The sequence below is a fragment of the Vagococcus sp. WN80Y genome (assembly GCF_059621045.1).
Map to the genome: position 1 here is coordinate 77,445 of NZ_JCAQHY010000172.1, position 25,067 is coordinate 102,511.

Below are 25,067 nucleotides of genomic sequence, written 5' to 3' on the forward strand. Positions count from 1 at the left end.
AATAGAGGTTTTTTTGATTATAATCAATACTCCTTTTTCATTTCAGTCTATTTCGACTCCAAATATTACATTTATGTTACAAATTCAAATTTGACCATTTTTTTGGGAAAAGTTTTACATAATAATTATGCAAGAGAAATTATTAATAAAAAAAATGAAATGAGGATTTTTAAATGGAAAATATTATTATTAAAAAGCGTGACGAAAATACAATCTATGAAATTGCTGAACTGTTGCGAAATGAAAAACTAATTGAAGATTTTCATGAATACTTACATGATATTGCAAATGATGTTCTTATAAGAAATGAGTTACGTTCACACGAAGAAGTCGGAATTGAATTAACTGAACATGAACAAAAAATTGTTGCTGAGCATCATCATTTATCCGATGCACAAATCTCTGAATTATTTTTTGCAATTAATGACATATTCAATGAACATTGTTTTGAAGATGACGAAATTTCTAACATCACTAATGCTTCATTAACATTAATACACGCACTATTTGCCCGATTAGGTTATTTAAAATAAAAAAACGAAATGAGGAATTTAAAAATGACTAAAAACAACGAATTAAATAAAAAAAATGAAATGAGTAATCAACTCTATGACAGACTGCATTCTGGTGCTTTGGATTATCTTCAAATGAGTGGTGTACGCGACTATGCTGATACAAGTGATTTTACATCTAGCGAACAAAAATATATAAAAAAAGGTTACGAGTTGTCTGATGATAAAATTGCTAAATTATATTTCAAAAATGATGAAATAATTCTAAAATATTTTGATTATTGTTGTGGAACAGAAGAATTTAGTTTGACTGAATTTTATAAAATTCTTTTTGATTCGCAAGATTTAATAACTGCATTACTTGTTCGTTTAGGCTATTTCAAATAGAAAACTGCAAAAATGTGCCAAAATTACAAATTAGATTGCCAAAACATTGCTCTATCAATTTTCCATGGGTTTATTATATGGAAAATTAAATTGTTCCAAAGTGGCGAAAGTAACGTGAAACAAGCAATAGAATCAATGCAATTTACTGATACAGTTTTCTGGAACACCTTTTTTCAATGTGTTCCAGAATCCTACAGAAATAACTAACAGCGAATGGAAGTGATAATTAATGACAAAAAAATTCAGGAATTTTATGTATGAAAATCAGATTGAATACATGGAAAACCGCAATATTCCAACTGAGATAGAGAAACTATCACAATACGTGAAAGAAACACTTAATCCTGTTGAATATGCAATTATTCTTCATGATAAAGACACAAGTTCCGTTACTGATAACAAATTAGTAGTACCTCATTATCATATCGCATTAAAATTTGAAAATCCCCGAAAAGTTAATAACGTAGCTAAGGTATTTAATGATTCCTCACAAAACTTTGAAATTTGGTTGAACCGCCCTAACAATATGTATTCTTATTTGATTCACAAAACTAATCAAGCAAAGGAAAAATTTCAATATGACATTGATGACGTGGTAGCGAACTTTGATTTTAAGGAGCGTATCAACAAGATAACTAAATCTATAAATCGAAGTAGAAAAGAAGAAATTCAACATTTAATTGATTCATTTGGAAATGGAGAAATCACACTTAAAACTCTTATGAACCAATTATCTCCGACTGAATACGCAAGAAACGAACATCAATTAAGCATTATCAAAAAATTATTAGCAGACCACCGTTTTGAAGAATTTAAGACACGAATGGAAAAAGAACAAAAGAAAATTGAAGTCTTTTATTTATTCGGTGACACTGGAACTGGAAAAACTCGTTTTGCTAAATCTCGTTATAAAAAAAATCGTTACATTACTGGTTCAAATAGAGATTTATTTGCAAATTATGATGGTGAAAGTGTTCTGATTCTTGATGAATTACGCCCTAATTCTATTTCATACAATGAATTATTGAAACTTACTGATCCATTCAATTTTGAGAATGTTGCTGGTAGCCGTTATTTTGACAAAAAAATTGTTGCTGAAAAAATAATTATTACTAGCCCCTTCTCTCCCAATGATTTCTATCGAGCATTGAAAAATGATAAAAGTCATCAAACGGTTTTTAATGACGTAGATAAAAAAGAACAATTTTTCAGACGTATCAATGTTTACAAGTTCAATTATGATTACATCATTCCGATGTTTTGGAATGACAATAAAAAAACATATCAAGAATTATTTAATTTGAAAATAAAAAACCACTGGAGTGAATCAATCATTTTTAAAACAGAAAATGACATAGAAAAGGCCACAAGAATACTATTTGAAATAGGTTCACCTCAATTAAATGATAAGGACGTGTAATTATGACAGAAATGAAAATCTTGATTAGTGAAGAACAATTGAAAGAAATTTCCAATCAGCTTAACAACCTAATTGCTACTGAAATTGAAAAAATTAAAAAACAAGAAAATATACAACATCGTTATATGAACAAAAAACAAACTTGTAACTATTTACAGGTTTCCAATAACACATTAGATAACTGGATTGCTCAAGGATTACCTTTATTAAAAATAGGTGGTTCCACAAGATTTGATCGTTTAACTATCGACAATTGGTTAGAAAATATAGAAAAATGACTGCGAACGCGATATAATTGCTCATAGTATTTGATTTCGGTTCGCAATTCGGAGGAAAATACTATGTCAATTACAAAAACTACAAATAACACCTATCGCTTGAGACTTTACTATCCTCAAGATGTTCAAACCATTTTAGGTGTAGGAAAACTTTACTCAAAAACATTCAAAACAAAAAAGGAGGCTAACGAAGCTCAAATTGATTTCTATGCTAGCATTAAAGAAGTACGTGAAAATAAGGAAAAAAGTGCAATTGAATTAGGCGGTGAAGCATTATTCAAAGATTTTTACAAAGAAGTCTGGCTTGACGCTTATGTAGCAGGTTTGACCTCAACAAATACAAATCCACCAACTAATGTCACTGTTAGTAACACAAAAGATGTTTTTCGACTGCATATTTTACCTATGTTTGGAAAATATACCCTAAATTATCTAAACCACAATAAAGCTATCGTCCTACAAGTAATGACAAAAAAAGCAGCTGAATATGCAAATTTTAAAACATTGAGAAGCTATGTGAATTCTATTTTTGATTGGGCAGAGGAATTAGAATACATTGACCGTAATAAACTTGATAAATCTTTGAAACGGATTAAAGCAACGAAGAAAAATCAATTAAAGCAAGCTAGAAAAGAAGAAGATTTGTATTTATCTTTTGAACAATTACAGGAATGGCTCGTAACGGTTCAAGAAGATTGGCAAAACGAGCAATTAACATTTCAAGACTACGTACTTTTTCAAACAACTTTTTTCTTGTCTGACCGTAAATCTGAAACTTATGCGCTAAAATGGAAAGATATTGATTTTTTCAAATCACAAATCTTTATTGGTAAGGCATTAGATAAGTTTGGCAATGAGAAAAACACAAAAGGTAACAAAACGACAATCTTTCATATTCCAATTGAATTAAAAGATTTATTGTTTAAATGGAAAACTCAACAACAAGTAGAGCTTGCACAATTTGGCATTGAACAAACAGACGAGCAACTTTTATTCACATACATTGACAATAAAGGCAACATCAATCAGCCACTTCACACAGATTACCTAAATTACCGTATGAAGTCCATTGAACGTCGCCATCCTAATCTAGTTCATGCCACACCACATAAACTACGTCATACAGGTGCAACACTTGCGAAACAGTCAGGTATGTCATTGGAACAGATTTCTGAAGCATTAACTCATAGCGATATAACTGTCACAAAGACCTATGTAAATACACCAAATGTCATTAAAATACCCGTTGGAGAAATGGCTTATCGCAAATTGTTTCAAAAAGATTCAGACTTGAATGGTGTCAACTGTGGTGTCAACAATAAAAAAGACGCTTCGCAACATGAATTGCGAAACGCCTGAAACGTTGATATATAAGCAATATTAACGCTTAGAGAATTGTGAAGCTTTACGCGCTTTTTTAAGACCTGGTTTTTTACGCTCAACCATACGAGAGTCACGAGTAAGTAACCCTTTAGATTTAAGCGCGCTACGGAAGTCAGGATCAACTTCTAATAAAGCACGAGCAATCCCATGACGAGTTGCACCAGCTTGACCTGAGTAGCCACCACCGTTAACGTTAACGATAACGTCATATGCCCCTTCGGTTGCAGTTGCAGCGAAAGGTTGGTTGATAACTTCACGCAAATCAGCATGCGGAATGTATTCTTCAATTGCTTTGTTGTTCATAACGATTTTTCCTGTACCAGGCAATAAACGTACCCGTGCTACAGATTTTTTACGACGGCCTGTGCCGAAATATTGTACTTTAGCCAATGAATTTCCCTCCTTAAATTAGGTTAGTGATATCTAATACTTCTGGTTGTTGTGCTTGATGCGGATGCTCTGATCCAGCATACACATGTAATTTAGACAATTGTTGACGACCTAAAGTTTTCTTAGGTAGCATGCCCTTTACAGATGTTTCAATCAAACGACGAGAATTTTTCTCGCGCAATTCACCAGCTGAGACAGATTTCAATCCACCTGGGTATTGGCTATGACGGTAATAGATTTTATCACTTGCTTTGTTACCTGTTAATTTGATCTTTTCTGCATTGATTACGATTACGAAATCACCAGTATCCACATGAGGTGTGAATGTTGGTTTATTTTTACCACGTAGGATTGATGCAACTACTGCTGAAAGACGTCCCATAGGAATATCTGTTGCATCTACTACGTACCATTTACGTTCTACTTCGCCAGCTTTGGCCATATATGTTGTACGCACGTTTGTTTCCTCCAATTTATAAGTCTGATGTTTGACACAATAAGTTTCCGGGGCTCATCGTGGGGCAAACAATACCATTTACCATAATACGCGCAAAACAGCATAATGTCAATGGTTTTATGCGACTTATCTATATTTTTTTATATTAATAACGAATCCGTTTTTTATTCTAACGGATAAGTGACAGCCATTAGATACAAGCCCTCTGGGTGGGCGGTTGGTCCCGCTTGATTACGGTCATGACTTGCAATAATAGCTGGCATGTCACTCGGCGCCAAATGACCGCTACCAATTTTGATTAATGTTCCCACTAAAATTCTCACCATCTTATATAAAAAACCATCACCACGAAAAATAAACACTAATTCAGTCTCATTTGCATACTCCACTGTCGCTTCATGTATGGTTCTAACTTTATTTTCAACGGCTGTGCCTGTTGCGCAAAATGCCGAAAAATCATAGGTTCCAATTAGATAGTGAATAGCCTCTTGCATTCGCTCAACATCTAACGAGTGACGATAATGAGCCGCATAAAATCGTCTAAACGGTGTTCTCGGTTTACCAATATCCAAATGATAATGATACGTCTTTTCAACTGCATCATAGCGAGCATGAAACTCATCAGATACTTTTTCAATCGAACGTATCGCGATATCTGCTGCACTTTGCGTATCCAGTGCATGACGTAACTTCTCAGCGTCTCGCTCCGGGTAATCAAAATGAATAACCTGTCCCCAGGCATGAACTCCTGAGTCTGTACGACCTGATCCATGAATTGTAACAGCTCTTCCATTATTCAATTTTTTTAAAGTCTTTTCAATTTCCGCTTGTACTGTATGACCATTTTCCTGACTTTGAAAACCACAATAATTCGTGCCATCATAAGCCACAATCGCTTTATATCTTGGCATCTCTTATACTCCTTTACTTGAAAAAAAGAGGATAGGAAAACCTCCCTACCTCTCTAATTTAATATCTTAGATAAACTAACCCTACAGTCAACAGGGCATAAATCAAAATTGCGACCGTGTCACTTCCTTGCCAATGAAGCACTCGATACTTGGTCCGCCCCTCACCACCTTGGTAACCGCGAGCTTCCATTGCAATTGCTAAATCTTCTGCTCGGTTAAAGCTGCTAACAAACAACGGAATTAATAATGGCACAATAGCTTTCATTTTCTGAGCTAGATTTCCCTCACCAAAATCAACACCGCGAGCTCGTTGCGCGTTCATAATTTTCTCTGTTTCGTCCATCAACGTCGGAACAAAACGCAAAGCGATTGAAAGCATTAGCGATACTTCGTGTGCTGGGAATTTCACCACTTTTAAAGGACGCAATAAATATTCAATCGCATCTGATAGAGCCAGTGGAGGAGTTGTCAATGTTAGAAGTGTTGACATAAAAATAATCAAAACAAACCGACAAAAGATAAATATCCCATTCAGCAATCCCAACTCAGTGACAGCTATGATACCAAAACGAAAATACTCTGTCCCGCCTGTTGAAAAAAGTATCTGCAAAATAACAGTAAAAGAAATCAACCAAATCAGCGGTTTAACGCCTCGAATAAAGAATTTTATGCTTACCTTCGACAAGAAAATAATTCCTATCGTAAAACAAGACATCAACAAAAAAGACTGCCAATTATTACATAAGAAAATAATCCCAATAAAATAAAAACTGGTAAGTAATTTAGCACGCGGATCCATTCGATGTATAAAAGAATCGCCTGGAATATAACGACCAAAAATCAATTTATCCATCATTGATGATCACCTACCTGCTCAGCTACCAGAAGATGCTTAATCGCTTTAGCTAGTTCTTTCGTAGTCAACGGTAATTGCGTGAAATTGAAGCCTTTATCTGCTAAACGTTGTGAAAATGCTGTAGCTGTTGGCACACCTAGTTGTTTTTCCTTTAACCAACTAACATCTGCGAATACCTCTTGAGGCACACCTTGCTTAACAACTGTACCATCTTCCAACACAATAACATAATCCGCATAGTTAGCAACATCATCCATCATATGAGTGACTAAAACAACCGTCAACCCACGCTCTTTGTGAAGACGATCAAACATTTCTAGCATTTCTAATCTCCCTTGTGGATCCAAGCCTGCCGTTGGTTCATCTAAGACCAAAACAGATGGTTCCATGGCAAGTACTCCTGCTATCGCAACACGACGCATTTGCCCCCCAGAAAGCTCAAAAGGCGAGCGTTCCATATAACTTTCATCCAATCCAACCATCTCTAAAGTTTCCTTCACTATTTCCTGTGCACACTCATCTGTTATGCCAAAATTTTTAGGACCAAAAGCAATGTCTTTCGCTACTGTCTCTTCGAATAGCTGTGCCTCTGGAAATTGAAACACGATGCCTACTTCTTTTCGAATACTTTTCAAATTTTTATTATTAGTATCAGGCTTGATGATCCGATCACCGATTTCGACTTGGCCTTCCGTCGGCTTTACTAACGCATTTAAATGTTGAAGTAACGTTGATTTTCCACTACCTGTATGCCCCACAATAGCCGTATAAGACCCTTCCTTGATATCAAGATTAATATCTGACAATGCACGATGCTGAAAGGGTGTCCCTGGTTGATAAGTAAAGCCTACTTGTTTAAAACGGATGTCCATAACCAGTCCACCATCCCTTCTTCAGACATGTACTCTTTTGGTACATCGATTCCTAACTTGGTTAATTCAATCTTGAGTTTTTCTGGGAATGGCAAATCCAAGCCCATAGCAATTAATTTTTCCCCAGCAGAAAAAATTTCCTCTGGTGTGCCTTCCTGCACTAATTCACCAGACTTCATGACCAATACTCGATTAGCATTCGCTGCTTCATCAATATCATGTGTAATTGAAATAACGGTCAAATTTTTCTCTTCCTTTAGTTGTTGAATCGTTGAAATAACCTCTAAACGCCCTTTAGGATCAAGCATACTTGTCGCTTCATCTAAAATAATTACATCTGGGCTCAAGGCAACTACTCCTGCGATTGCAACACGCTGCTTTTGACCACCTGATAAACGAGCAGGCTCTTTCGTTTTAAAGTCGCCCATGCGAACTTTATCTAGAGCATCTGTCACCCGCTTAACCATTTCGTCTCGCGGCACGCCTTGATTTTCTAAACCAAATGCCACATCATCTTCAACAGTTGATCCTACAAATTGATTATCAGGATTTTGAAACACCATACCAATTTTTTTACGAATATCCCAAACATTAGCTTCATTAAGCTCCAATCCACCGACAATCACCTTACCTCTATTTGGTAAGATTAACCCATTAATCGTTTTAGCTAAAGTAGATTTACCAGACCCATTATGTCCAATAATAGCCACCCATTCGCCTTGATTAATTGAAAAAGAAATATCATTCAAAGCAGAAGCCTCTTGGTCTTCTTGATATTTAAAACTAATATGATCGATCTCTATAATTGGTTTCATAATGTCCCTCACAGTTTCTTTCTACAAAAGAAAGCCAACTTAGGCAGTCAGCTTTAATCAAGTATAACACTAACAAAAAAATAGCAAAGTTTCAATGATATGATCCTATCACTGCACTAAATTCCCTATAAGCGAATACTTAACGGCTTTTTTATTTAAATAAACGATAATTTTTTTACTTTTATTTCCTTGTCACTAAACTCGACCAAGTCACTTGTCTATAATAGCATATTATCAAGTAAATTCCATCATCTTGGCCCCTTTTTCCGTTTAATTTAGGGAATAAACCACTTTATGTCATGACACCTCAAAAAACCTAGACCTAAGAAAGCAAGAGCTAGGTTTTTCAGGGGTTATTGTTTCAGATTGGTGGTAACGACTGCAGCTGTCACTTGTCCATTTTTACCAATAACAGCTCGGTCGCCATTAATTTCCATGACTTCATACACGCCTTGAGTCCTTAAGGGAGCTCCCTGATAATCCACAGCATTAATCAGGGTCACTTTTGAACCGATTTTCAATGGGTCCCAGTTCCTTGACTGACTACCCCCTGGGACTTCCGAACCAAAGCCTCCGACGCAGTCTTGTGACAACAACCAACCAATTGGCTGCTCCTTATTATACAGCAAGTACTCATAATTGGAGCGAGACTGTTTAATTGCTCGTTCCTGACGGTAAGTAAAAGTTCTGCCTTTGACCCACTGGGCGATCTTCGCTCCCTTACTGGACGAACTCCAATGGCTAGCATGAAGGGCCACGGTGACTGTCTTGTCTGTTACACTTGGCTTTTGACTACTGATTGGTCCACCGGAAATTCCTGTGGCTATGGTTTTTGCCAAGGTTTCCATGTTACCAATTACCTTAGTTCGATCGCCGTTGTTGGTAATAAAGCCCAATTCCAGTAGATGATAGGCAATACCTCTCTGAGCAGCCACATTTAAGTTTTGTAAATCCTTGCGCAAAGAAAACCCGCTTGGCGTGCCCGTCCAAATGCCAATGTGATTTTTAATCACGTCTTTCAAGCGGGTATCTAAATTGTCTGGTGAAAAACCTGCAGCAATGATCACATGACCGCCACTGGCATTTGGATTGGCGGCGCCGTCCATGTGAAACTCAATCACATTCCGATAGGTGGTGGTAGCCAAGCCATTTTGTTGGTAACAATCCTTGGTCTGATCGTAACTATCCACCTTATCTGGAATCAATTGTTTGATTCTGCTGACTAACTGGCGCATGGTGGCTGCCTCGTTATAGCCACCGCCACTGGCTCCCGGATCCCCTTGGCCGTGACCAGCCACCAATAATATTTTAGTCATTTTTCGCTCTCTTCTGACTTGGCATAAAGGTATCTTTCACAAAATCATAGGCACCGCTTGAGACAAAGCCACCGATGATTCCCAAGCCAATCGAATAAAAATAATCCCCATAGTGCAAACTAAAGACACTTCCCACAACGGCACCGATAATCGTGGCTGTGGCAGGCAACCAGCGCTTTTCAACGATGCCCGTATAATTGGTCACGAATACGACTATCAAGCAAATAATCGCTGTTGAAAGTATCTGATTTTCATCGTACTGTGACATCCATTCTAATAATATCTCCATTTTCTGACCTCCTTTCTCATCTTTCTATTTTGATTTTTATATCATGAATTTCTTCTGACACTTTCTTAATTGTTTCGCTTGTTTCTTTCACTGTATTGGAAATATTTCCCATCATCTCTGATTGTTTTGCAATGAAGCTTTGCTGCTCCGCAATTACTCTGGTTTTGTCTTCAAGTTGAACGGTATAACGTTTTTCACGTTCGTCGTTCTTCTTCATCACCCAAATAAATAAGGATACGAACAATAGCCCAAAACTGATCTCTGTTGCGTTTGACAGCAAACTTTCTATTCCCATTGGCTCACCTCACTTAGAATGAAGGAGCTTGCTCTATGAACAAACTCCCTCATTATTATTTTTTTGAAGTCATTTAACTCTATCTTTTAATTGATTTTGAATTCATCCTGATAACTGCTCAACTTGACGCATACCAAATATTACTTGTTTTACATATATTACTGACAAAGCTTTTATAGTCCATCACGACCGCCTCGGTTTTCACTTGAAAATATAGTCAGAAATTTCAAGAATCGCACTTTCCAACATCTGTTGATTCTTTCTAATTTCATTATTTTCCCATCTTAATTTCTCAAGTTCACTAAGGTTCTCCTCTTGATTGTATCCCTCTGGATTATAAATTAGGACACCATCTTGGACAATCCAATTAAACACATCTACTGGTTCTTTTTCTACTACAAGCTCGATAAAATTTTTCATTTCCGAAAAACTATATCCCTCTAATCGATTATTTTCATTAATGGAGGCCCATATCTTCATTCTCTCACCTTTATCCTAGTAACTAACCACAGATTGTAAAATAGCCCGGTCGTTAGGTGCTAGTGCATTTTGTCCATGTCCTTTAAGCTCGGTAGTAGAAAACCACGTATTTTTCGTAATATTCATTGCACCCTCTCGGTATATCTGATTTAACGCGATAGGAAATAGCGCTGCCTGATTTCTTGGAGTTGTCTTAGGGATATAGGTTCTACATCTGCTGCCCTGATCTGCCCCATTTGTTGAATCCCATTTCAACCAGGTAAGTTCCCAACCATGTTTACACTCATCTAAACTTTTTGTCGGAGTGATAGTATTTGTTGAATTAAATACTAAGCCACCTGCCCATAACGTTTCTCCTGCAGACAAGCCATCTGTCTTCTCATATTTTGCTAACTCTTTTTCAAGTTCTTCAATAGCTTTAACATGCGTCTTAATATACTTTTTCTGTCCATTTTCTACTAATTGTACGATATCTGCCATATTAAACCGTCCCCACTTTCTCAAACGTAATAGTGTTGTTGCCAGCTGGTCCTTGTGGGCCAATTGGTCCTGTTGCGCCAGCCGCTCCCACGTCGCCCTTAATTCCTTGAGGGCCTTGCCCCAGTGTCCCCTTTTGGTCCTTGTGGGCCAGTAATGGTACTGAGACCTAGTACTGCTTTCGCATGGGTTTGAGGGTAAACCTCGACTCCCGCATTTTTTACTTTTACAATATCTACCATCGTTATTCATCCACCTTTTCCAATGAGATTCCATTATTAATATGTTCAATCAATTCTTTTAATTCTCGGTACATCTCTGCCGTCAGTATCCCATCTTGGATTTCTGAGGCAATTGGGATGCCAGATTCTGAAATTCCTAGATCTTGAGGTGTTAGCCAAATGTCGCCTTTTTTCCCGTTAACTGATTTAACCGTCGCCTCCTGATTGCCAAAGGCGTCGATTCCTTCAACAGCAGAAATATGTGTTATGGGATAAATTTGCCGATTTACACCACTAGCATCTTTTTCCATGATGCGCTTGATTTCAATTCCCACTATAATTCACCGACTTTCTCAAGATAAAAGGTATCTTGGTTTGGATTACCAATTTCTGCAACAACGAGTCCTGGCAAGTTATGATCCGTTGCCACAGTTCGTTCCTTAACCACTTGATGATTGAGACTGAACCGATCGTCTTGTAGGGTTTGCAATGTCACAACCTCTTCATAAGGCAAGGTATAGTGGGACTCTTCCAGATGGTTTAACCGAGTGCCCAAATCAGCAAATGTTTGACCTGATGCTGACGACTTGCGCGCCTCAATCACTTCCCGATTGGTTTCTGTCAAGAGCTGTTTGACGCTGATCAGCTCCTGCTTAAGCTGATTGACCTGATTGCCTAGCTCTATGGCGGCATTTTCTCCCAGTGTCTCTTTAATCTCTTCAATCCACTGTGTCATCTCATCAATCAAGTCTTGAGCCGATTGCCAGTATGCCCCTGTATCAAAATTAGCAGTTGCTGGACTTGGCATCACCACATAAGTAAAGTCTTGGGTCGTTCCAACTACCTGATTATCTCGCTTAAAACAAAAGTTCCCTTGATGTTTGCCCGTTTTTTGCATACAGTAATCGTTCATTACCAGTCGAACAAGGCTGTTCTGATTATCAATGACCTCTGCTTTAATTTCTACTGGCAACTGATTGCTGACCGTTTGAAAATAGACATCGTATTGATTTAAATTCGGAAACAACTCATGCTGCTGACTAATTTGAAAATCAAAAACTTCCGTCTGTTGATTTCCCTGACGGACTTTTATTAAACCAAGATGATTATACGGCTCGGTTGTACTTAAAATCCCTTTCCATTTTGCTTGAATCATTCCATCACTCCTTTCTTTACCCCAAGATATAGGGTCTTGGGTTTTCAAATCCTTCATTACTCGGCCAAACATCGTTCATTATCTGAAAATGACAATGTTCACCTGTTGAGGGTCCTGTCGTGCCCATAACAGCAATCTGCTGACTCTGAGCCACTTGTTGACCAACACTCACATTTAAGGACGAATTATGGGCATACCCAGTGTATTTTCCATTAGGATGTTTGATGACAATATACAAGCCATACCAATCCGGATAATTATCCGCTATTACAACCTCACCGGCCATAGCTGCATAGATAGGGGTATTGGGATTACCGTTAACTAAATCAATCCCGTTATGAAGTTCGTCTCCATGAGGGGGTATAGGACTCACACGCCAGCCAAATTCACTCGTCACCGTAATCAGTCCTCCAATCGGCGGCTTAAAGATCGTGCCTATCACTGGTGGCTTTAAGTTTTTAAACTTGTTGTACCAGTTACGAGCATTTTCAATCCGTTGCCCAGCAGCTTCAACTCCAGCCCGTTCAAAGTTCTTCAAAAAGGCCATGGTGGCTGATTCAATGTTAGTCATTTGTTTAAACATAGCCCAGGTTTGCGGGAATTCGCCCGTTGGAATCCACTGACCATTTTTAGCATGCCAGTCGATTAATTTCATTTGACCCTGAATGGTATCTGGCTTATCTTTAATCTGAGCCCGCTCCATCAAGTCAATCATGTACTCTCTGCCTGTATAAGTTTGGGTAGAGTCAGTCCATTGAACCAGTCCGTAACCATAGCCAGGCACTCCTGGTCGTTCATTGGCAGTTGGGCTCATATCACCTGTTTCCCGTTGAATATTGCCCATCATACCTGCCGCTGATTCTTTGGCATAGCCTTGATTAATGGCTGTTATCCAAATTTCCCAGGCCCGTTTATCTAATTCTGTCGTCACTTCTGGCGGGTACTGTCCATCCCAATTGTTATTTCCACCGGAACCACCTGGTGTCACTTCCTGACCATTTAAAGTCAATCTGCCATCAATGTTAAGATCGCCATCATGATGCCACTTGCCACGGCTATTGATCAAAGGTTTGTTGGAATTGGATTCTTTAGGAATCTGAATCACATAGGTACTACCGCCGTCATTGAGATTTGAAGTATTTAAGGATAAAATCTCATTTTTCCCTTGTTGTAGAGCCACTCCGTTGGCTTTTCCTGTAGCTGAGCTATAACTGGCAAATAGGGAACCAATAACCTCATTATCATCATTTAAAATACTCAACATGCCGTTTTTCAAGCGAACTTTATGATTGTCACCGTCTGTTGTAATTGTTGAACCAGTGATTGTAACGCCTATGATATCAATCGCACGCAGAACACCAGCTTTAATATAATTAGCGTCAAATGTGCCATCAATCGACCAGGCTGGTTTAAAATCAGTCATGTCAAAAGGCCCATCAATAAAGCCGATTCCTTGGCTGTTTGCCACCAAAAAATTATCACTGGCATCCAAGGTCGGGCCGTTCATCCAAACCATTTGATTCGGTATCCGACTGTCTGATTCCCCCGTATCTGAAGGATTCATCATGATAATCGAACCACCTTTAGCCCCTCTCACAACATCGGACTGCCACTTGGCAATTTCTTCCGATTCCTGAAAGGTCATCTTGCGTTCATCCATGGCTTTTAACTCGTGTTGAATGGTTGCCGTATTTCGCGAAGCGCTTTTGGTCATGTTATCTCCTAAACCAGCCTCGCTTTTGCCAGTTAACCGGTCTGTTTTAACTTTAAAAACACGTGTTTCATAATGATAGCCACGATCATTGCGATGAACGGTGACCCAATTCCCAATCGCATCGCTACTTAAGGTAGTGGTTTTAAACTGGACTAAGGGCCGTGAGCATGCCACTAATTCCTCATAGGTTCGTTCTAATAATTTTTTCGGGCTATCTTCATTGTCAAAGGTAACCACTTTTTCTCGTTTGCCCATACTTCCGTCACTCATGGGAATGCCATAGGCGGCAGTCATCTCTGGTAGTTCTAACCATTGTTGGCCTTTTGGCTTATTTAAGGGGTTGCCGCGGCTTTTTTTCCATTCAATCTCTTTAAAGTCAAGCTTTTTCCCTTGTCCATCCCCAACTTCTTGGCTCTTTCCCCGACCGATTAGTGAGGTATATATCTGACTGCGGTCTTGCTCTCTAATAATATTTAAGGCTTTCTCGCCATAGGTAAAACGAATGTTACTGACTTCGCCTATCTGCTGATAGATATCCATCCATTTACGGCTGATGCCTCGCCCTTCCAACTGACACTTAAAGACAATTTCACAGCCGAGTTTTTGTAATTGTTTGAGTGCTTCTTTAATTGAAAGATAGCTAAACTCACCACTGACAGCAGCCAAGCGGTCGTCCACGTAGCCTACCGTCCAATCCGTGCCTTTTACTAAGAGCTGAGCCACAGATTTAATAGGACGTTCCTCAACTTGAAGGTTCTCAACCACGTAGCCAGCCAGTTCATCTGGGGCGAATCCCACGCCTGTAAAGGTGAGTTGGTCACCTGAATCAGAGGTATTGTATATTCTGTACATGGAGAAAGATAAGTCCAGTTCTCTGACGGCCATATAAGCGGCCTCTTTAAGCTCGTCGTGATAATCCACAACCACAGATAAGGTATCGTTCAACAGCTCAGACTTGGCCGCTGTTATTTCCTGTTCCTGAATCACTTCTGTCAAGGCTTGCTCCGAAACTACTTTAATTAAACGTTGAATGTCATTAAAAAAATAGACATTACTCATAAACTCACCTCTCGATAGATAACCTTTAACTCCCCATTGTTACTAGTAATGGTTTGGCCTTGGGCCAGATAGAAGTCTTCAAAACTACTATCTAAATCCAGATAATAGGTTCTGTTTTGCCCATTGACTATAATCCTTCCTTCTTTAAAGTCCACTTCGACCCGATCCCCCTCATTAAAGACCACTTGGCTCATGGTGATCTTTTGGGAGCCATTGGAAATCACTAAACTGCCTTTTTTCCGTGTAGTGATAATGATTGTATCTGGTTTTGTTCGATAGCTGAATGTGCCACCAATAAACCCTGTCGAGGTAAACTCTTTCGTATATTTCCGTGAATCTTGGCAATAAATATCAAAGCTAGATACGATGGTATAACTGTCTCCAGCAATTTCATCTGATGCCGAGTACCTGCCGAGATAATGTATGTCTCGTTCATCATTAAAGTAGACGATCACGTCTCGTTCCCGGTATAAATAAGCCATTAATCGCCGATAATTAACCAGCAACTCTTCCGCATTATCATGACGCAGTTGGTAATGAACGGTTAGTGTTCGCTGAGGAAGAGTTTGATTGTAAATCACCGTCCCTGTTTTACGGCTGTCTGCTTCAATCTCCAACGAAATCATTTCACGGCCACTGACGGATAGTGTCCGGTACCCCTCAATGGTTTCTTCAAAAAACAGACCGTCGTAATTCATGGCTGATGTTGGTAACGATTCGCGAGTGACTTGTGCCTCTGTTGTATCTTGAAAATGATACATGGTTCTCCTCCTCTCTAAAAGGCTAAATTCAGTTCTGTACTACCGCCAATGGCTTGGGAAATATCATCAACAAAAGCTCTAAATTGTTGATTTCCCAAATTAACAGTAAAGACTGCTGGTTGCTTATTTAGGGTTAGTAATAATTCACTTTTAGCATGAATTGTTTGCTGATTACTGCTATTTAAAGTTCTATCTAATTCAAACAATGATGGGATGGATAAAACACTATCCATCGCTCGTGTGATTTGTGCTTCTCCTGCGTATATTCCTGAGGCGATCGTGCCACCAAAATTTAACTGATCTAAATCCGATAAGGGGCCTGTTTTAGCTGGTGAAAATGGCAAGAAGTCGCGAACTTTGCCGACAATCGTGTCAATCGCATTAGTCACAAATGTAACTCCGGCCAAGATGCCATCACCAATCATTTTCACCAGATTACCACCGGCATCTTTAAAGGTATTAAACCAGCCAGCAATCACATTATAGGCCCCTTCAATCCCTGTAGTCACAATGCTTTTAACCCCTTCCCAAGCAGCCGCTACTGTTTCTTTGACGCCATTCCAAGCTCCTGACCAGTCACCGCTAATCAGACTCATCACCGTTGAAACAATCCCTTTGGCAATGTTTAAACCTGTTTGAATAATTGTGGCAATGATGTTGAAAATAGTCGCTACATAAGTTTGAATTGTATTCCAAGTCCCTTGCCAAAGGGCTTGAATAACACCCAAAACGACGCCGATTACCGTCGAAATGGCATTAATCGCAAACTCAATGGTAGCTTTGATCCCATTCCAAATAGCACTGGCCACGTTTTTAATGGTCTCATTATGTTCCGTCCAAAAAGCTGTTAAGGCACTCCAGACGGTTTGAACAATCGTTGAAATCACGTTCACTACTGTGGTAATAACTGCACTAATGGCGGCCCACACATTTTCTGCTGCTAGACGAACCTGATTATTGGAATCCATCCACCACATAACGATACTGCCCCAAACCTCTGAAATAAATGTGGCAATGGTGATTATCATATTGCTAATGGTTTCCGATATCATCGTCCAAATTTCAATTACTGCGATTCTAAAGCCTTCGTTGGTGTTCCATAAGTAGATGAAGCCAGCAACTAGTCCTGCTATTGCCCCAGCAATCAGGACCCAAGGCCCTCCAACTAGGCCAGAGATGGCAGAGCCTAATCCACCAAAACCACCTTCTGAAAATTCCATCATTAGAATTTGAGCAGTCTCTACACCACTTGACATTTGACCTAAGCCTTGGGTGAACATACCTAAGCCACTTCCCACAGTTTGAGCCGTATCCAGAAAACCCGATACTTGCTGTAATGCCTGGCCAACTGCTTCGAAACCAAATGTCGCAGCAAACTCAGATAGTTGCGCATTGACACTGCTGGCATTGCTTAAAAAATCACTGACTTTTCCAAGACTTGCGTTTAATTGCTTCGTCTGGTCATACAATTTACCAGCCGCATCAACACCGCCCCCTGACGATCCACCACCTTTAGCGGCTCGCTGTTCAGCTCGAGCATTCATTCGCGAAAATAAATTTGTATCTGTTGCGGATAATATCGCTTCTACACTAAATAGTTCCACATGTTACCTCCTTTCTTTTATGAACTTGCTAGCTAGATCTTCCGTAGAATGACCTACTTTCTAACTATTAGCTTTTCTCATTAATTGCGTGAATTGGGAGTCAGGCGTGTCCTCTGTGAGGCCTAGAATTTCTTGCTCCCTCTTTTGATAATTAAAGAAAGCATTGAAATCTTTAAAGTAAGGCACTTCTTTTTTGCCTAATTTCTTCGTCGCCTGCACTTGCTGACCTAACCAAGCTTGCAGATGGAAGTCGTATTCCTGATCCAGCTTTCTTAATTTAAAGGCAGTCACTCGCAGCTCAAATTCATAAGGTGTCATCCGTTCAATCCCTCTAATATCGGTCATGCCCAAACATCTTAATGAGAATATCTTGATCTTCTCGTATGTCTCTGCGGAACTTTCGGTTAATTCTTGGCTTTCTTCAAACTTTCCTGTAAGTTTCGCATGGCTAACTTTCCCGCATTTGATTCAGCTAGTGCCTTCATTACCTCGTCAAATAGATTTTCGATATCTTCGACACCATCAATGTAATCATCTAAGATATCCTGTGAGACCTTATCTTCTTCAGTCAAATTGCCTAAAAATAGTACGGTAGAAAGGGTGTTAACATTAGTTCCTTGTAATTCGGGAATTACTTTAGCCGATAGGCCAAAACCAAATTTGATACCTTCTTGTTCCAAAGGTAACCGAGCGTCAATTTCTCGTACAAATTTTGTTCCAAATTTAAATGAATAGGTTTTTTTATTAATGATCAGTTTCATTCCGTTGCCTCCTAATTTAACTTGTTATAGCTAGTTTCAATCGTAATAACTAAGCACCAACCGTTGTTGTGTCTTTAAAAACGTATTGAACCACTTCTGCCTGATCTTTTGATAACGAGGCAAATCCATCTTGTCCTGTCCCATTAATCGCAAATTCTAAAGATAACTCAACTCCGTCTTCTGAATTTGCAGTTTGAGAGAAGCTTGTGACAAACCCTTGGTAATAAGTCGCGGCAAACTTGTCTTGATTAACGGCCCCTGTTCCTTTTTCTGATTTATCAATTTCCCAGATTTCAATTAATTCGCCGTCAATTAAAGCTTGTCGCATTTCTTTCACATGTGCATCGCCTTTGGCAACGATTGAAGTGGCCGAAAACTCGTACTCCAATTGAGCCATGCTTTGAACGGCGCCATCTTTTGTTGGTGCACTGCTGGCCTCACGACTCAAGCCAATTTCGTGTTCAGTTTGGAAGGCTAATTTCCACGCGTCTTGTTCCGTCTCTTTCTTCAATAAACGGTATAATAAAATTACGTCAATTCCTTTTTTTGCTTCTAATGTCATCTTATTTTCTCCTATTTTTCGAAATCAATGGTAATGGTCATTTTTTTAATCATCCCCATGTCTTTCTTTAGTCCTAACTGTTGGTGCAGCCTTGCTAATTTCTGTTTGACTATGGCATCCACCTCTACATCAGTATATGTTCGTGATGCCTTTTTTAATTTGCCTGTTACTTTATTGCCTGCTTTTGTCATATCCGGATAACCTCCATGTCTTTTTTAGTCATTAAATGCTTGGACCGAAGATAGCAGAGAAGGATTACTAAAAATAAAGGTTGGTTGTCTTTTTGTTTCCTTCTCTATCACCTTACATACTTATTTTACCGCCAAAAGCCTCTTGAAACTGGTAAATAAAAAACCACAAACTGGTAAAACTACCACCCTAACCGCTTAGCAATCTCATCTACTAGCTTCTTTTCAAGTTTGCGACAATTATCTTCCGAATAGCCTACCTCATCATTAAGGGAGATGGCCACCCAGGATAGTGGCTCGCGTTTAAAATACCTCAAGTCAATAATGACCTGAGATTCAGTTGTAGCATTACTGATAACCTCATCAATAACATTCAACGCCAAACTTCTGAAATAAATTTGCTCATGAGAAACAATCTTAATGGTTGAATTTGCCTCAAATGCCGAAAACTGATTACTGCCATCTTCCTGAACCGTCATTAAAGACTGTCTTAACTGTTCCATTTCCTTTTTCATCTGAGGATACTCACTTAGCATTTCTCTGACATGTTGTCGTGCCTTATTACCAATTTTTAACTGTTCACTCATTCCACATCAACTCCTTGTCTATTTAACTTTCCCTATAATAATAGTTAGCAATAATGTCGCTAACTAACACAGATACAACTATTTCTCTAAATGTTGTATCTTTTCCAAATAACTTCATGACATCTTATAAAATGATTTTATTTAATAATCCAAATGCACTCCCAATCAAATCTGCTGTCGACTGGCAATCAGATTAATAACTACAGAGAGATCGTCAGCCAGATAATTCTTTTCACTCATATATCAACACCCATTCTTCATTACTTTACCTCCAAAATAAGAAAGTCATTTCAAATTTACCTTTACTTAACAATATGTTAAAATAAAAATACGAACATACGTTCTTTTTAGTTGTTAAAAAAAGAAACTGTAATAGGTCTGTCATCAATAATATCGAATATATTCACCATTATATTGTTTAATCTCGGAAAATATTCTATAATTATAGCATAATAACGAATCAATCACTTTAGTAACGCCTAAATTTTTTAGCTGACTAACTTGATTCATTCTTGATAGTTTCAATATATCACTGAATATTTTCATCGTCAACTATTATATATAAGAATATTTTCAAAGGAGGATACAATGACAGTCTTAGAGGTAATCAGAAGCTTAGCAAATGAAAAAAATGTAAGTTTAGCAGAAGTAGAACGAGCTGTTGGTTTATCCAGTGGTGCCATTACAAAATGGGCAAAAAGCTCTCCTTCCAGCGATAAACTGGTTCGTATTGCAGACTATTTTAATGTTTCTGTGGACTATTTATTAGGGCGAACAGATGACAGTACCGAGGATAAAAACTATTTTATGATTCAACGTAAGGCGAAACAAATGACACCCGAACAGCGGGAGAAAACCTTACGAATATTGGAGGCTACTTTTGATGACGATGAACTGTGGAGCAACTAATAAGCCCAATTTTAAATTGGCAAAAACCTTAGCCTATGGCTTACTTAAAACAAACAAAATTCAGGCATTTCCAATTAACCCCTTTGCCCTGATTAAAAATGAACCAAATGTTGGCCTCATTTCCTATTCAGAATTTGCAAAAAAAAACCAACTCACTTTGGAGGAAGTCGTTGAATTCACTCAAAGTGCTGATGGTGCGACAGCATATTTAAAGGAGAAGGAACGTTATTTAATTTTTTATAATGACACAATCAAACATGCCGGTAGAATCAATTATACTCTGGCTCATGAACTGGCTCACATCAAACTAGGTCATCTAAAAAAAGGAGGGACTTTTTCCCTCAGCCGCAATAATATCTACCTTAATGATAACCCAATCTTCGAAATCGAAGCGGATACATTAGCAGCCGAGGTTTTAATCCCTTCATTCTTAGTTCGCAACATTCCAGACGATGATGTGACTTATTTATCAACCTTCTTTCTAGTCAGTAAACAGTGCGCCAAAACAGCCTTAAATAATGTAAACTATATCTCACGTCGATATTCTTCCTCCTTATTTGATGTACCCATTTACTTAAAAGGACAAATGAAACCTTTTGTTTTAGCCATTGAGCAAAAAAAGTTCATCACTCAATCATACATCACTGATAAGCAACAGTTAATGATATTTTAGACAAAAAAAATAACCCATAAAGGGCCAAAATTTTATGATGAGTGCATACTCTCTGGCATTACTGACCAGAGAGTAGCGACGAGCTAGACTCGGAGCCTAAGACTCCAACATCATAACACTCTAAAGTGAATCACCAATAAAGTGATGTAGTTATTCATTTAGACAAGTTCTAAGATAACCATTTGGGCAGCGTCTCCGCGACGTGGTTCCGTTTTTAAAATACGAGTATAACCACCTTGGCGTTCTGTATAACGAGGTGCAATATCACTGAATAATTTTTGTAATGCAGTTTCAACTACAATCTCATCGTTCTCTTCACGTACATCTGCAATTTCATTTCTTACGAATGAAGCTGCTTGACGACGAGCATGAAGATCGCCACGTTTACCTAATGTAATCATTTTTTCAGCTGTTGAACGTACTTCTTTCGCACGTGCTTCAGTTGTAACGATTTTCTCGTTAATGATTAGATCTGTCGTTAAGTCGCGCAACATTGCTTTACGTTGACTGCTAGTGCGTCCTAATTTACGATAGCTCACTTAGTTTTCCTCCTTTAACTCATAGGTCCGGTATCCGCTAATCCTATGGTCGCTAAGCTTCCAAGGATAGAGGTCTTCCTTCATACGAAAGTATTAATCGTCTTGACGCAATCCTAAACCGAGATCATCGAGTTTGTTTTTAACTTCCTCTAATGATTTACGTCCTAAGTTACGTACTTTAATCATTTCTGGTTCAGACTTATCAGTTAACTCTTGAACGGTATTGATACCAGCACGTTTCAAACAGTTGTATGAACGTACAGACAAGTCTAACTCTTCGATAGTCATTTCCAACATTTTTTCTTTTTGAGTTTCTTCTTTTTCAACCATGATTTCAGCATTTTTAGCTTCATCAGTTAAGTTTACAAAGATATCCAAATGCTCAGTCAGAATTTTTGCCGCTAAGCTAATCGCTTCTTGTGGCATGATGGAACCATCTGTCCAAACCTCTAATGTTAATTTGTCGAAATCATCACGACGGCCAACGCGTGTGTTCTCTACTTGATAGTTAACACGACGAACTGGTGTGTAAATAGAATCAACAGGCAATACACCGATTGGCATATCTTCTTTTTTGTTTTCATCTGCTTGGACATATCCACGTCCTGGCTTAACCATTAGACGAGCTCGGAAAGTTGCCCCTTCAGCGACACTACAAATATGCAAATCTTTGTTTAAGATTTCAACATCACTGTCCGTAATAATATCACCTGCCGTAACAGTTGCTGGACCAGTCACATCAATTTCAAGGGATTTTTCTTCTTCAGTATAAAGCTTCAATGCTAACCCTTTGATATTTAAGATAATTTGCGTCACGTCTTCTCGCACGCCTTTAATCGTTGAGAATTCGTGTAGCACACTATCAATCTGTAGATTAGTAATAGCCGCTCCTGGTAAAGAAGATAATAAAATACGACGTAGAGAATTACCTAAAGTAGTCCCGTAGCCTCTTTCTAGAGGTTCGATGACGAACTTGCCATAATCTCTATCTTCATCAATTTTGGTGATTCTTGGTTTTTCAAATTCAATCATTCTTATCTATACCCCTTTCAAAACGAAAAGTGTCTTGCTCAATGACGTTCTTAAGTTCACACTCAAAATGAAAGACACTCATTAAACACGACGGCGTTTTGGAGGGCGGCATCCATTATGCGGAACTGGAGTGACGTCACGAATTGCTGTCACTTCTAATCCTGTTGCTTGTAATGAACGAATTGCTGCTTCACGTCCTGAACCAGGGCCTTTAACTGTTACATCAACAGTTTTCAAACCATGTTCCATCGCAACTTTAGTTGCTGCTTCTGCTGCCATTTGAGCGGCAAAAGGAGTTGATTTTTTAGAGCCTTTGAAACCTAATGATCCTGCTGATGACCAAGAAATAGCATTTCCATGAACGTCAGTAATCATTATGATTGTATTGTTAAATGTTGAGTGGATATGTGCAATACCAGACTCAATATTCTTTTTCACACGGCGTTTTCTGCTAACTTTTTTTGCTACCATGAAGTTCTAACCTCCTTCACTTTACTTTGAATTATTTTTTCTTACCTGCGATAGCGCGGGCTGGACCCTTACGCGTACGCGCATTGTTTTTCGTGTTTTGACCACGAGTTGGTAAACCACGACGATGACGAATTCCACGGTATGAACCGATTTCCATCAAACGTTTGATGTTCAAGTTTGTTTCACGACGAAGATCGCCTTCAACTTTTAATTTATCCACTTCTGCACGGATTTTATCTAATTGATCATTCGTTAATTCACGTACACGAATGTCCTCAGATACTCCAGCATTCGCTAAGACTTTTTGTGCAGTTGTTTTACCCATTCCATAAATATATGTTAATGAGATTACTACACGTTTGTCACGAGGGATATCTACTCCTGCAATACGAGCCATTTATGCTACACCTCCTAATTATCCTTGACGTTGTTTATGTTTTGGATTTTCGCAAATAACCATAACGCGTCCCTTACGACGAATTACTTTACATTTTTCGCAAATTGGTTTTACTGATGGTCTTACTTTCATGATTATACCTCCTTGAATTTTACGGAGTACAATTATTTAAAGCGATAAGTAATGCGACCTCTTGTTAAATCATACGGTGACAATTCAACAGTCACTTTATCTCCTGGAAGGATACGAATATAGTGCATTCTGATTTTCCCAGAAACGTGCGCTAAAATTTCATGTCCGTTCTCAAGTTCGACTTTAAACATTGCATTCGGCAAAGTTTCGACGACTGTACCTTCAATTTCAATCACATCTTCTTTCGCCATACATAGTACCTCCTTATACTTGTTTCGTATTTTCACACGATAAAAATCGGCGGGTCGACCAGACACCACCAAAAACACCTCAACTTACAGATTATAGCATATAATTAGCTTAATTTAAAGTTAGCTGAGTTATTTTATCACACAACCTCTTGATTGCCAAGGTAAAAACAAATCCACAAGAATAACTGCTACTTTTGGCTTAGATTCTCTAAATACTGTCAATAATCTGTTTAACATCAGTAAAGACAGCATCAATTTGGCGATTTCCATCGATTGTGTGTAAAAGATTGGCTTTTTCATAAAAGTCTAGAATCGGTTCACTGCCTTTAATGTTAACAGCTAAACGATTTTTAACCGTTTCAGGTTTGTCATCCTCCCGTTGATAAAAATCATGTCCACCACAACGGTCACATGTTCCTTCAACTTTCGGTGGATTATTCACCTTATGGTAGGTTGCCCCACATGTCCGGCAAATAAAACGACCAGCTAGACGTTCAATCAAAACATCTTCTTTTACATGTATATTGATTACGGCATCAATTTTTTTGCCCAAACTTGATAGAATTTCTTCTAAAGCTTGTGTTTGTTCGATTGTACGTGGGAACCCATCCAACAAGAAACCAGACGCTGTGTCAGGTTCAGCTAGACGATCCTTCACAATACCATTTGTTACATCATCGGGAACAAGTGCTCCCTTATCAATATAGGATTTTGCTTCAAGACCTAAGGCAGTTTCGTTCTTCATAGCATCACGGAACATATCTCCAGTAGAAATATGTGGAATACCGTAAGCATCAATGATGCGCTCTGCTTGAGTCCCTTTACCTGCTCCAGGTAGCCCCATTATTATGAGATTCATCTTTATTCCTCCTATAGATCAGCGAAGTTCGAGCTAGTGCTGAGGAGCTTCCT

General features: G+C 38.5%; 36 protein-coding genes. 7 read left to right on the top strand and 29 right to left on the bottom strand.

The genetic code is table 11. The annotated features are described in order from the left end of the window. Positions 1–173: 173 nt before the first annotated feature. The 5 genes from AC5KOD_RS19325 to AC5KOD_RS19345 all read left to right on the top strand — a co-directional run bounded on the left by AC5KOD_RS19325 (position 174) and on the right by AC5KOD_RS19345 (position 3,956). The gene (locus AC5KOD_RS19325; RefSeq protein WP_496916233.1) at positions 174–533 is read left to right on the top strand and encodes a hypothetical protein; all 360 of its coding nucleotides are present in this window, start codon (positions 174–176) and stop codon (positions 531–533) included. A 24-nt stretch (positions 534–557) separates the two neighbouring features. Then, positions 558–899: a hypothetical protein gene (locus AC5KOD_RS19330; protein ID WP_496916234.1), complete on the top strand. Its 342-nt coding sequence runs from the start codon at positions 558–560 to the stop codon at positions 897–899. 229 nt (positions 900–1,128) lie between these two features. Further along, a complete protein-coding gene (locus tag AC5KOD_RS19335; RefSeq protein ID WP_496916235.1) occupies positions 1,129–2,319 on the top strand; it encodes a Rep family protein in 1,191 nt (396 codons plus the stop codon). Between the two features lie 2 nt (positions 2,320–2,321). Continuing rightward, entirely contained in the window at positions 2,322–2,597 is a 276-nt protein-coding gene (locus AC5KOD_RS19340; RefSeq protein ID WP_496916236.1) for a helix-turn-helix transcriptional regulator, read from the top strand. A 63-nt stretch (positions 2,598–2,660) separates the two neighbouring features. Beyond that, the gene (locus tag AC5KOD_RS19345) at positions 2,661–3,956 is read left to right on the top strand and encodes a site-specific integrase (protein ID WP_496916237.1); all 1,296 of its coding nucleotides are present in this window, start codon (positions 2,661–2,663) and stop codon (positions 3,954–3,956) included. Between the two features lie 21 nt (positions 3,957–3,977). On the opposite strand, the gene rpsI is transcribed toward AC5KOD_RS19345, so the two are convergent. The 22 genes from rpsI to AC5KOD_RS19455 form a co-directional block, all read right to left on the bottom strand. Next, a complete protein-coding gene (rpsI, locus tag AC5KOD_RS19350; protein WP_496916238.1) occupies positions 3,978–4,370 on the bottom strand; it encodes a 30S ribosomal protein S9 in 393 nt (130 codons plus the stop codon). Between the two features lie 13 nt (positions 4,371–4,383). Beyond that, positions 4,384–4,812: a 50S ribosomal protein L13 gene (rplM, locus tag AC5KOD_RS19355; protein WP_245249373.1), complete on the bottom strand. Its 429-nt coding sequence runs from the start codon at positions 4,810–4,812 to the stop codon at positions 4,384–4,386. Positions 4,813–4,991: 179 nt separating this feature from the next. Beyond that, positions 4,992–5,738, bottom strand: coding sequence for a tRNA pseudouridine(38-40) synthase TruA (gene truA, locus AC5KOD_RS19360; RefSeq protein WP_496916239.1), 747 nt, complete (start codon positions 5,736–5,738; stop codon positions 4,992–4,994). A 58-nt stretch (positions 5,739–5,796) separates the two neighbouring features. Then, complete coding sequence (locus AC5KOD_RS19365; RefSeq protein ID WP_496916240.1) at positions 5,797–6,594, bottom strand: energy-coupling factor transporter transmembrane component T family protein; 798 nt, start codon at positions 6,592–6,594, stop codon at positions 5,797–5,799. Continuing rightward, on the bottom strand, positions 6,591–7,466 hold the full coding sequence (locus tag AC5KOD_RS19370) for an energy-coupling factor ABC transporter ATP-binding protein (protein WP_496916241.1): 876 nt from the start codon (positions 7,464–7,466) through the stop codon (positions 6,591–6,593). The genes AC5KOD_RS19365 and AC5KOD_RS19370 overlap by 4 nt, the downstream gene beginning before the upstream one ends. Beyond that, positions 7,442–8,281: an energy-coupling factor ABC transporter ATP-binding protein gene (locus tag AC5KOD_RS19375; protein WP_496916242.1), complete on the bottom strand. Its 840-nt coding sequence runs from the start codon at positions 8,279–8,281 to the stop codon at positions 7,442–7,444. Before AC5KOD_RS19375 ends, AC5KOD_RS19370 begins: the two co-directional genes overlap by 25 nt. Before the next feature lie 353 nt (positions 8,282–8,634). Next, positions 8,635–9,597, bottom strand: a complete 963-nt coding sequence (locus AC5KOD_RS19380) for an N-acetylmuramoyl-L-alanine amidase (RefSeq protein ID WP_496916243.1) — start codon at positions 9,595–9,597, stop codon at positions 8,635–8,637. Beyond that, positions 9,590–9,886 (bottom strand): hypothetical protein, encoded by a 297-nt coding sequence (locus AC5KOD_RS19385; RefSeq protein ID WP_496916244.1) that lies wholly within the window; start codon positions 9,884–9,886, stop codon positions 9,590–9,592. The genes AC5KOD_RS19380 and AC5KOD_RS19385 overlap by 8 nt, the downstream gene beginning before the upstream one ends. 16 nt (positions 9,887–9,902) lie before the next feature. Further along, the gene (locus AC5KOD_RS19390) at positions 9,903–10,181 is read right to left on the bottom strand and encodes a hypothetical protein (protein ID WP_496916245.1); all 279 of its coding nucleotides are present in this window, start codon (positions 10,179–10,181) and stop codon (positions 9,903–9,905) included. A 201-nt stretch (positions 10,182–10,382) separates the two neighbouring features. Further along, the gene (locus tag AC5KOD_RS19395; protein ID WP_496916246.1) at positions 10,383–10,661 is read right to left on the bottom strand and encodes a hypothetical protein; all 279 of its coding nucleotides are present in this window, start codon (positions 10,659–10,661) and stop codon (positions 10,383–10,385) included. A 15-nt stretch (positions 10,662–10,676) separates the two neighbouring features. Further along, positions 10,677–11,141 (bottom strand): hypothetical protein, encoded by a 465-nt coding sequence (locus AC5KOD_RS19400; protein WP_496916247.1) that lies wholly within the window; start codon positions 11,139–11,141, stop codon positions 10,677–10,679. Positions 11,142–11,239: 98 nt separating this feature from the next. Next, positions 11,240–11,380: a hypothetical protein gene (locus tag AC5KOD_RS19405; protein WP_496916248.1), complete on the bottom strand. Its 141-nt coding sequence runs from the start codon at positions 11,378–11,380 to the stop codon at positions 11,240–11,242. 2 nt (positions 11,381–11,382) lie between these two features. Further along, complete coding sequence (locus tag AC5KOD_RS19410) at positions 11,383–11,694, bottom strand: hypothetical protein (protein WP_496916249.1); 312 nt, start codon at positions 11,692–11,694, stop codon at positions 11,383–11,385. Then, positions 11,694–12,515, bottom strand: coding sequence for a BppU family phage baseplate upper protein (locus AC5KOD_RS19415; protein ID WP_496916250.1), 822 nt, complete (start codon positions 12,513–12,515; stop codon positions 11,694–11,696). Before AC5KOD_RS19415 ends, AC5KOD_RS19410 begins: the two co-directional genes overlap by 1 nt. A gap of 16 nt (positions 12,516–12,531) precedes the next feature. Further along, a complete protein-coding gene (locus AC5KOD_RS19420; RefSeq protein WP_496916251.1) occupies positions 12,532–15,288 on the bottom strand; it encodes a phage tail spike protein in 2,757 nt (918 codons plus the stop codon). Beyond that, entirely contained in the window at positions 15,285–16,049 is a 765-nt protein-coding gene (locus AC5KOD_RS19425) for a distal tail protein Dit (protein ID WP_496916252.1), read from the bottom strand. Before AC5KOD_RS19425 ends, AC5KOD_RS19420 begins: the two co-directional genes overlap by 4 nt. 14 nt (positions 16,050–16,063) lie before the next feature. Beyond that, positions 16,064–17,653, bottom strand: coding sequence for a phage tail protein (locus AC5KOD_RS19430; protein WP_496916253.1), 1,590 nt, complete (start codon positions 17,651–17,653; stop codon positions 16,064–16,066). A 60-nt stretch (positions 17,654–17,713) separates the two neighbouring features. Then, a complete protein-coding gene (locus AC5KOD_RS19435) occupies positions 17,714–17,998 on the bottom strand; it encodes a hypothetical protein (protein WP_496916254.1) in 285 nt (94 codons plus the stop codon). A 59-nt stretch (positions 17,999–18,057) separates the two neighbouring features. After that, positions 18,058–18,414, bottom strand: a complete 357-nt coding sequence (locus AC5KOD_RS19440) for a tail assembly chaperone (RefSeq protein WP_496916255.1) — start codon at positions 18,412–18,414, stop codon at positions 18,058–18,060. A 49-nt stretch (positions 18,415–18,463) separates the two neighbouring features. Further along, positions 18,464–18,976: a phage major tail protein, TP901-1 family gene (locus tag AC5KOD_RS19445; RefSeq protein WP_496916256.1), complete on the bottom strand. Its 513-nt coding sequence runs from the start codon at positions 18,974–18,976 to the stop codon at positions 18,464–18,466. Between the two features lie 11 nt (positions 18,977–18,987). Beyond that, entirely contained in the window at positions 18,988–19,167 is a 180-nt protein-coding gene (locus AC5KOD_RS19450; protein ID WP_496916257.1) for a hypothetical protein, read from the bottom strand. Positions 19,168–19,346: 179 nt separating this feature from the next. After that, positions 19,347–19,751 carry a hypothetical protein gene (locus AC5KOD_RS19455; protein ID WP_496916258.1) on the bottom strand — a complete coding sequence of 135 codons (405 nt, stop codon included), beginning with the start codon at positions 19,749–19,751 and terminating at the stop codon, positions 19,347–19,349. 588 nt (positions 19,752–20,339) lie between these two features. Between AC5KOD_RS19455 and AC5KOD_RS19460 the strand changes: the two genes are divergently transcribed. Together AC5KOD_RS19460 and AC5KOD_RS19465 are read left to right on the top strand one after the other, a co-directional pair. Beyond that, positions 20,340–20,660 (top strand): helix-turn-helix domain-containing protein, encoded by a 321-nt coding sequence (locus AC5KOD_RS19460; protein ID WP_496916259.1) that lies wholly within the window; start codon positions 20,340–20,342, stop codon positions 20,658–20,660. Continuing rightward, positions 20,635–21,333 carry an ImmA/IrrE family metallo-endopeptidase gene (locus tag AC5KOD_RS19465; protein ID WP_496916260.1) on the top strand — a complete coding sequence of 233 codons (699 nt, stop codon included), beginning with the start codon at positions 20,635–20,637 and terminating at the stop codon, positions 21,331–21,333. Before AC5KOD_RS19460 ends, AC5KOD_RS19465 begins: the two co-directional genes overlap by 26 nt. A 158-nt stretch (positions 21,334–21,491) precedes the next feature. Here AC5KOD_RS19465 and rplQ read toward each other — a convergent pair whose 3' ends face one another. The 7 genes from rplQ to AC5KOD_RS19500 form a co-directional block, all read right to left on the bottom strand. Beyond that, entirely contained in the window at positions 21,492–21,872 is a 381-nt protein-coding gene (rplQ, locus tag AC5KOD_RS19470; RefSeq protein ID WP_496916261.1) for a 50S ribosomal protein L17, read from the bottom strand. A 93-nt stretch (positions 21,873–21,965) separates the two neighbouring features. Beyond that, on the bottom strand, positions 21,966–22,904 hold the full coding sequence (locus AC5KOD_RS19475) for a DNA-directed RNA polymerase subunit alpha (protein ID WP_496916262.1): 939 nt from the start codon (positions 22,902–22,904) through the stop codon (positions 21,966–21,968). Positions 22,905–22,985: 81 nt separating this feature from the next. Next, positions 22,986–23,375: a 30S ribosomal protein S11 gene (rpsK, locus tag AC5KOD_RS19480; protein ID WP_496916263.1), complete on the bottom strand. Its 390-nt coding sequence runs from the start codon at positions 23,373–23,375 to the stop codon at positions 22,986–22,988. Positions 23,376–23,406: 31 nt separating this feature from the next. Then, positions 23,407–23,772: a 30S ribosomal protein S13 gene (gene rpsM, locus AC5KOD_RS19485; protein WP_496916264.1), complete on the bottom strand. Its 366-nt coding sequence runs from the start codon at positions 23,770–23,772 to the stop codon at positions 23,407–23,409. An 18-nt stretch (positions 23,773–23,790) separates the two neighbouring features. Continuing rightward, entirely contained in the window at positions 23,791–23,904 is a 114-nt protein-coding gene (gene rpmJ, locus AC5KOD_RS19490; RefSeq protein WP_009488082.1) for a 50S ribosomal protein L36, read from the bottom strand. Positions 23,905–23,936: 32 nt separating this feature from the next. Beyond that, the gene (gene infA / locus AC5KOD_RS19495) at positions 23,937–24,155 is read right to left on the bottom strand and encodes a translation initiation factor IF-1 (RefSeq protein ID WP_126779078.1); all 219 of its coding nucleotides are present in this window, start codon (positions 24,153–24,155) and stop codon (positions 23,937–23,939) included. A gap of 208 nt (positions 24,156–24,363) precedes the next feature. Beyond that, positions 24,364–25,014: an adenylate kinase gene (locus AC5KOD_RS19500; protein WP_496916265.1), complete on the bottom strand. Its 651-nt coding sequence runs from the start codon at positions 25,012–25,014 to the stop codon at positions 24,364–24,366. Positions 25,015–25,067: the final 53 nt, after the last annotated feature.

Bases quoted from the DNA above. Each gene is read 5' to 3' on its own strand.
- rpsK (WP_496916263.1), bottom strand. From the start codon at position 23,375: ATGGTAGCAAAAAAAGTTAGCAGAAAACGCCGTGTGAAAAAGAATATT.
- rpsM (WP_496916264.1), bottom strand. From the start codon at position 23,772: ATGGCTCGTATTGCAGGAGTAGATATCCCTCGTGACAAACGTGTAGTA.
- AC5KOD_RS19465 (WP_496916260.1), top strand. From the start codon at position 20,635: ATGACGATGAACTGTGGAGCAACTAATAAGCCCAATTTTAAATTGGCA.
- AC5KOD_RS19420 (WP_496916251.1), bottom strand. From the start codon at position 15,288: ATGAGTAATGTCTATTTTTTTAATGACATTCAACGTTTAATTAAAGTA.
- AC5KOD_RS19405 (WP_496916248.1), bottom strand. From the start codon at position 11,380: ATGGTAGATATTGTAAAAGTAAAAAATGCGGGAGTCGAGGTTTACCCT.
- AC5KOD_RS19335 (WP_496916235.1), top strand. From the start codon at position 1,129: ATGACAAAAAAATTCAGGAATTTTATGTATGAAAATCAGATTGAATAC.
- infA (WP_126779078.1), bottom strand. From the start codon at position 24,155: ATGGCGAAAGAAGATGTGATTGAAATTGAAGGTACAGTCGTCGAAACT.
- AC5KOD_RS19435 (WP_496916254.1), bottom strand. From the start codon at position 17,998: ATGACCGATATTAGAGGGATTGAACGGATGACACCTTATGAATTTGAG.
- AC5KOD_RS19445 (WP_496916256.1), bottom strand. From the start codon at position 18,976: ATGACATTAGAAGCAAAAAAAGGAATTGACGTAATTTTATTATACCGT.
- AC5KOD_RS19400 (WP_496916247.1), bottom strand. From the start codon at position 11,141: ATGGCAGATATCGTACAATTAGTAGAAAATGGACAGAAAAAGTATATT.
- AC5KOD_RS19330 (WP_496916234.1), top strand. From the start codon at position 558: ATGACTAAAAACAACGAATTAAATAAAAAAAATGAAATGAGTAATCAA.
- AC5KOD_RS19475 (WP_496916262.1), bottom strand. From the start codon at position 22,904: ATGATTGAATTTGAAAAACCAAGAATCACCAAAATTGATGAAGATAGA.
- AC5KOD_RS19375 (WP_496916242.1), bottom strand. From the start codon at position 8,281: ATGAAACCAATTATAGAGATCGATCATATTAGTTTTAAATATCAAGAA.
- AC5KOD_RS19345 (WP_496916237.1), top strand. From the start codon at position 2,661: ATGTCAATTACAAAAACTACAAATAACACCTATCGCTTGAGACTTTAC.
- rplM (WP_245249373.1), bottom strand. From the start codon at position 4,812: ATGGCCAAAGCTGGCGAAGTAGAACGTAAATGGTACGTAGTAGATGCA.
- AC5KOD_RS19500 (WP_496916265.1), bottom strand. From the start codon at position 25,014: ATGAATCTCATAATAATGGGGCTACCTGGAGCAGGTAAAGGGACTCAA.
- AC5KOD_RS19390 (WP_496916245.1), bottom strand. From the start codon at position 10,181: ATGGGAATAGAAAGTTTGCTGTCAAACGCAACAGAGATCAGTTTTGGG.
- AC5KOD_RS19440 (WP_496916255.1), bottom strand. From the start codon at position 18,414: ATGAAACTGATCATTAATAAAAAAACCTATTCATTTAAATTTGGAACA.
- AC5KOD_RS19325 (WP_496916233.1), top strand. From the start codon at position 174: ATGGAAAATATTATTATTAAAAAGCGTGACGAAAATACAATCTATGAA.
- rpmJ (WP_009488082.1), bottom strand. From the start codon at position 23,904: ATGAAAGTAAGACCATCAGTAAAACCAATTTGCGAAAAATGTAAAGTA.
- AC5KOD_RS19455 (WP_496916258.1), bottom strand. From the start codon at position 19,751: ATGAGTGAACAGTTAAAAATTGGTAATAAGGCACGACAACATGTCAGA.
- AC5KOD_RS19415 (WP_496916250.1), bottom strand. From the start codon at position 12,515: ATGATTCAAGCAAAATGGAAAGGGATTTTAAGTACAACCGAGCCGTAT.
- truA (WP_496916239.1), bottom strand. From the start codon at position 5,738: ATGCCAAGATATAAAGCGATTGTGGCTTATGATGGCACGAATTATTGT.
- AC5KOD_RS19340 (WP_496916236.1), top strand. From the start codon at position 2,322: ATGACAGAAATGAAAATCTTGATTAGTGAAGAACAATTGAAAGAAATT.
- AC5KOD_RS19370 (WP_496916241.1), bottom strand. From the start codon at position 7,466: ATGGACATCCGTTTTAAACAAGTAGGCTTTACTTATCAACCAGGGACA.
- AC5KOD_RS19460 (WP_496916259.1), top strand. From the start codon at position 20,340: ATGACAGTCTTAGAGGTAATCAGAAGCTTAGCAAATGAAAAAAATGTA.
- AC5KOD_RS19450 (WP_496916257.1), bottom strand. From the start codon at position 19,167: ATGACAAAAGCAGGCAATAAAGTAACAGGCAAATTAAAAAAGGCATCA.
- AC5KOD_RS19380 (WP_496916243.1), bottom strand. From the start codon at position 9,597: ATGACTAAAATATTATTGGTGGCTGGTCACGGCCAAGGGGATCCGGGA.
- AC5KOD_RS19425 (WP_496916252.1), bottom strand. From the start codon at position 16,049: ATGTATCATTTTCAAGATACAACAGAGGCACAAGTCACTCGCGAATCG.
- AC5KOD_RS19395 (WP_496916246.1), bottom strand. From the start codon at position 10,661: ATGAAGATATGGGCCTCCATTAATGAAAATAATCGATTAGAGGGATAT.
- AC5KOD_RS19365 (WP_496916240.1), bottom strand. From the start codon at position 6,594: ATGATGGATAAATTGATTTTTGGTCGTTATATTCCAGGCGATTCTTTT.
- AC5KOD_RS19385 (WP_496916244.1), bottom strand. From the start codon at position 9,886: ATGGAGATATTATTAGAATGGATGTCACAGTACGATGAAAATCAGATA.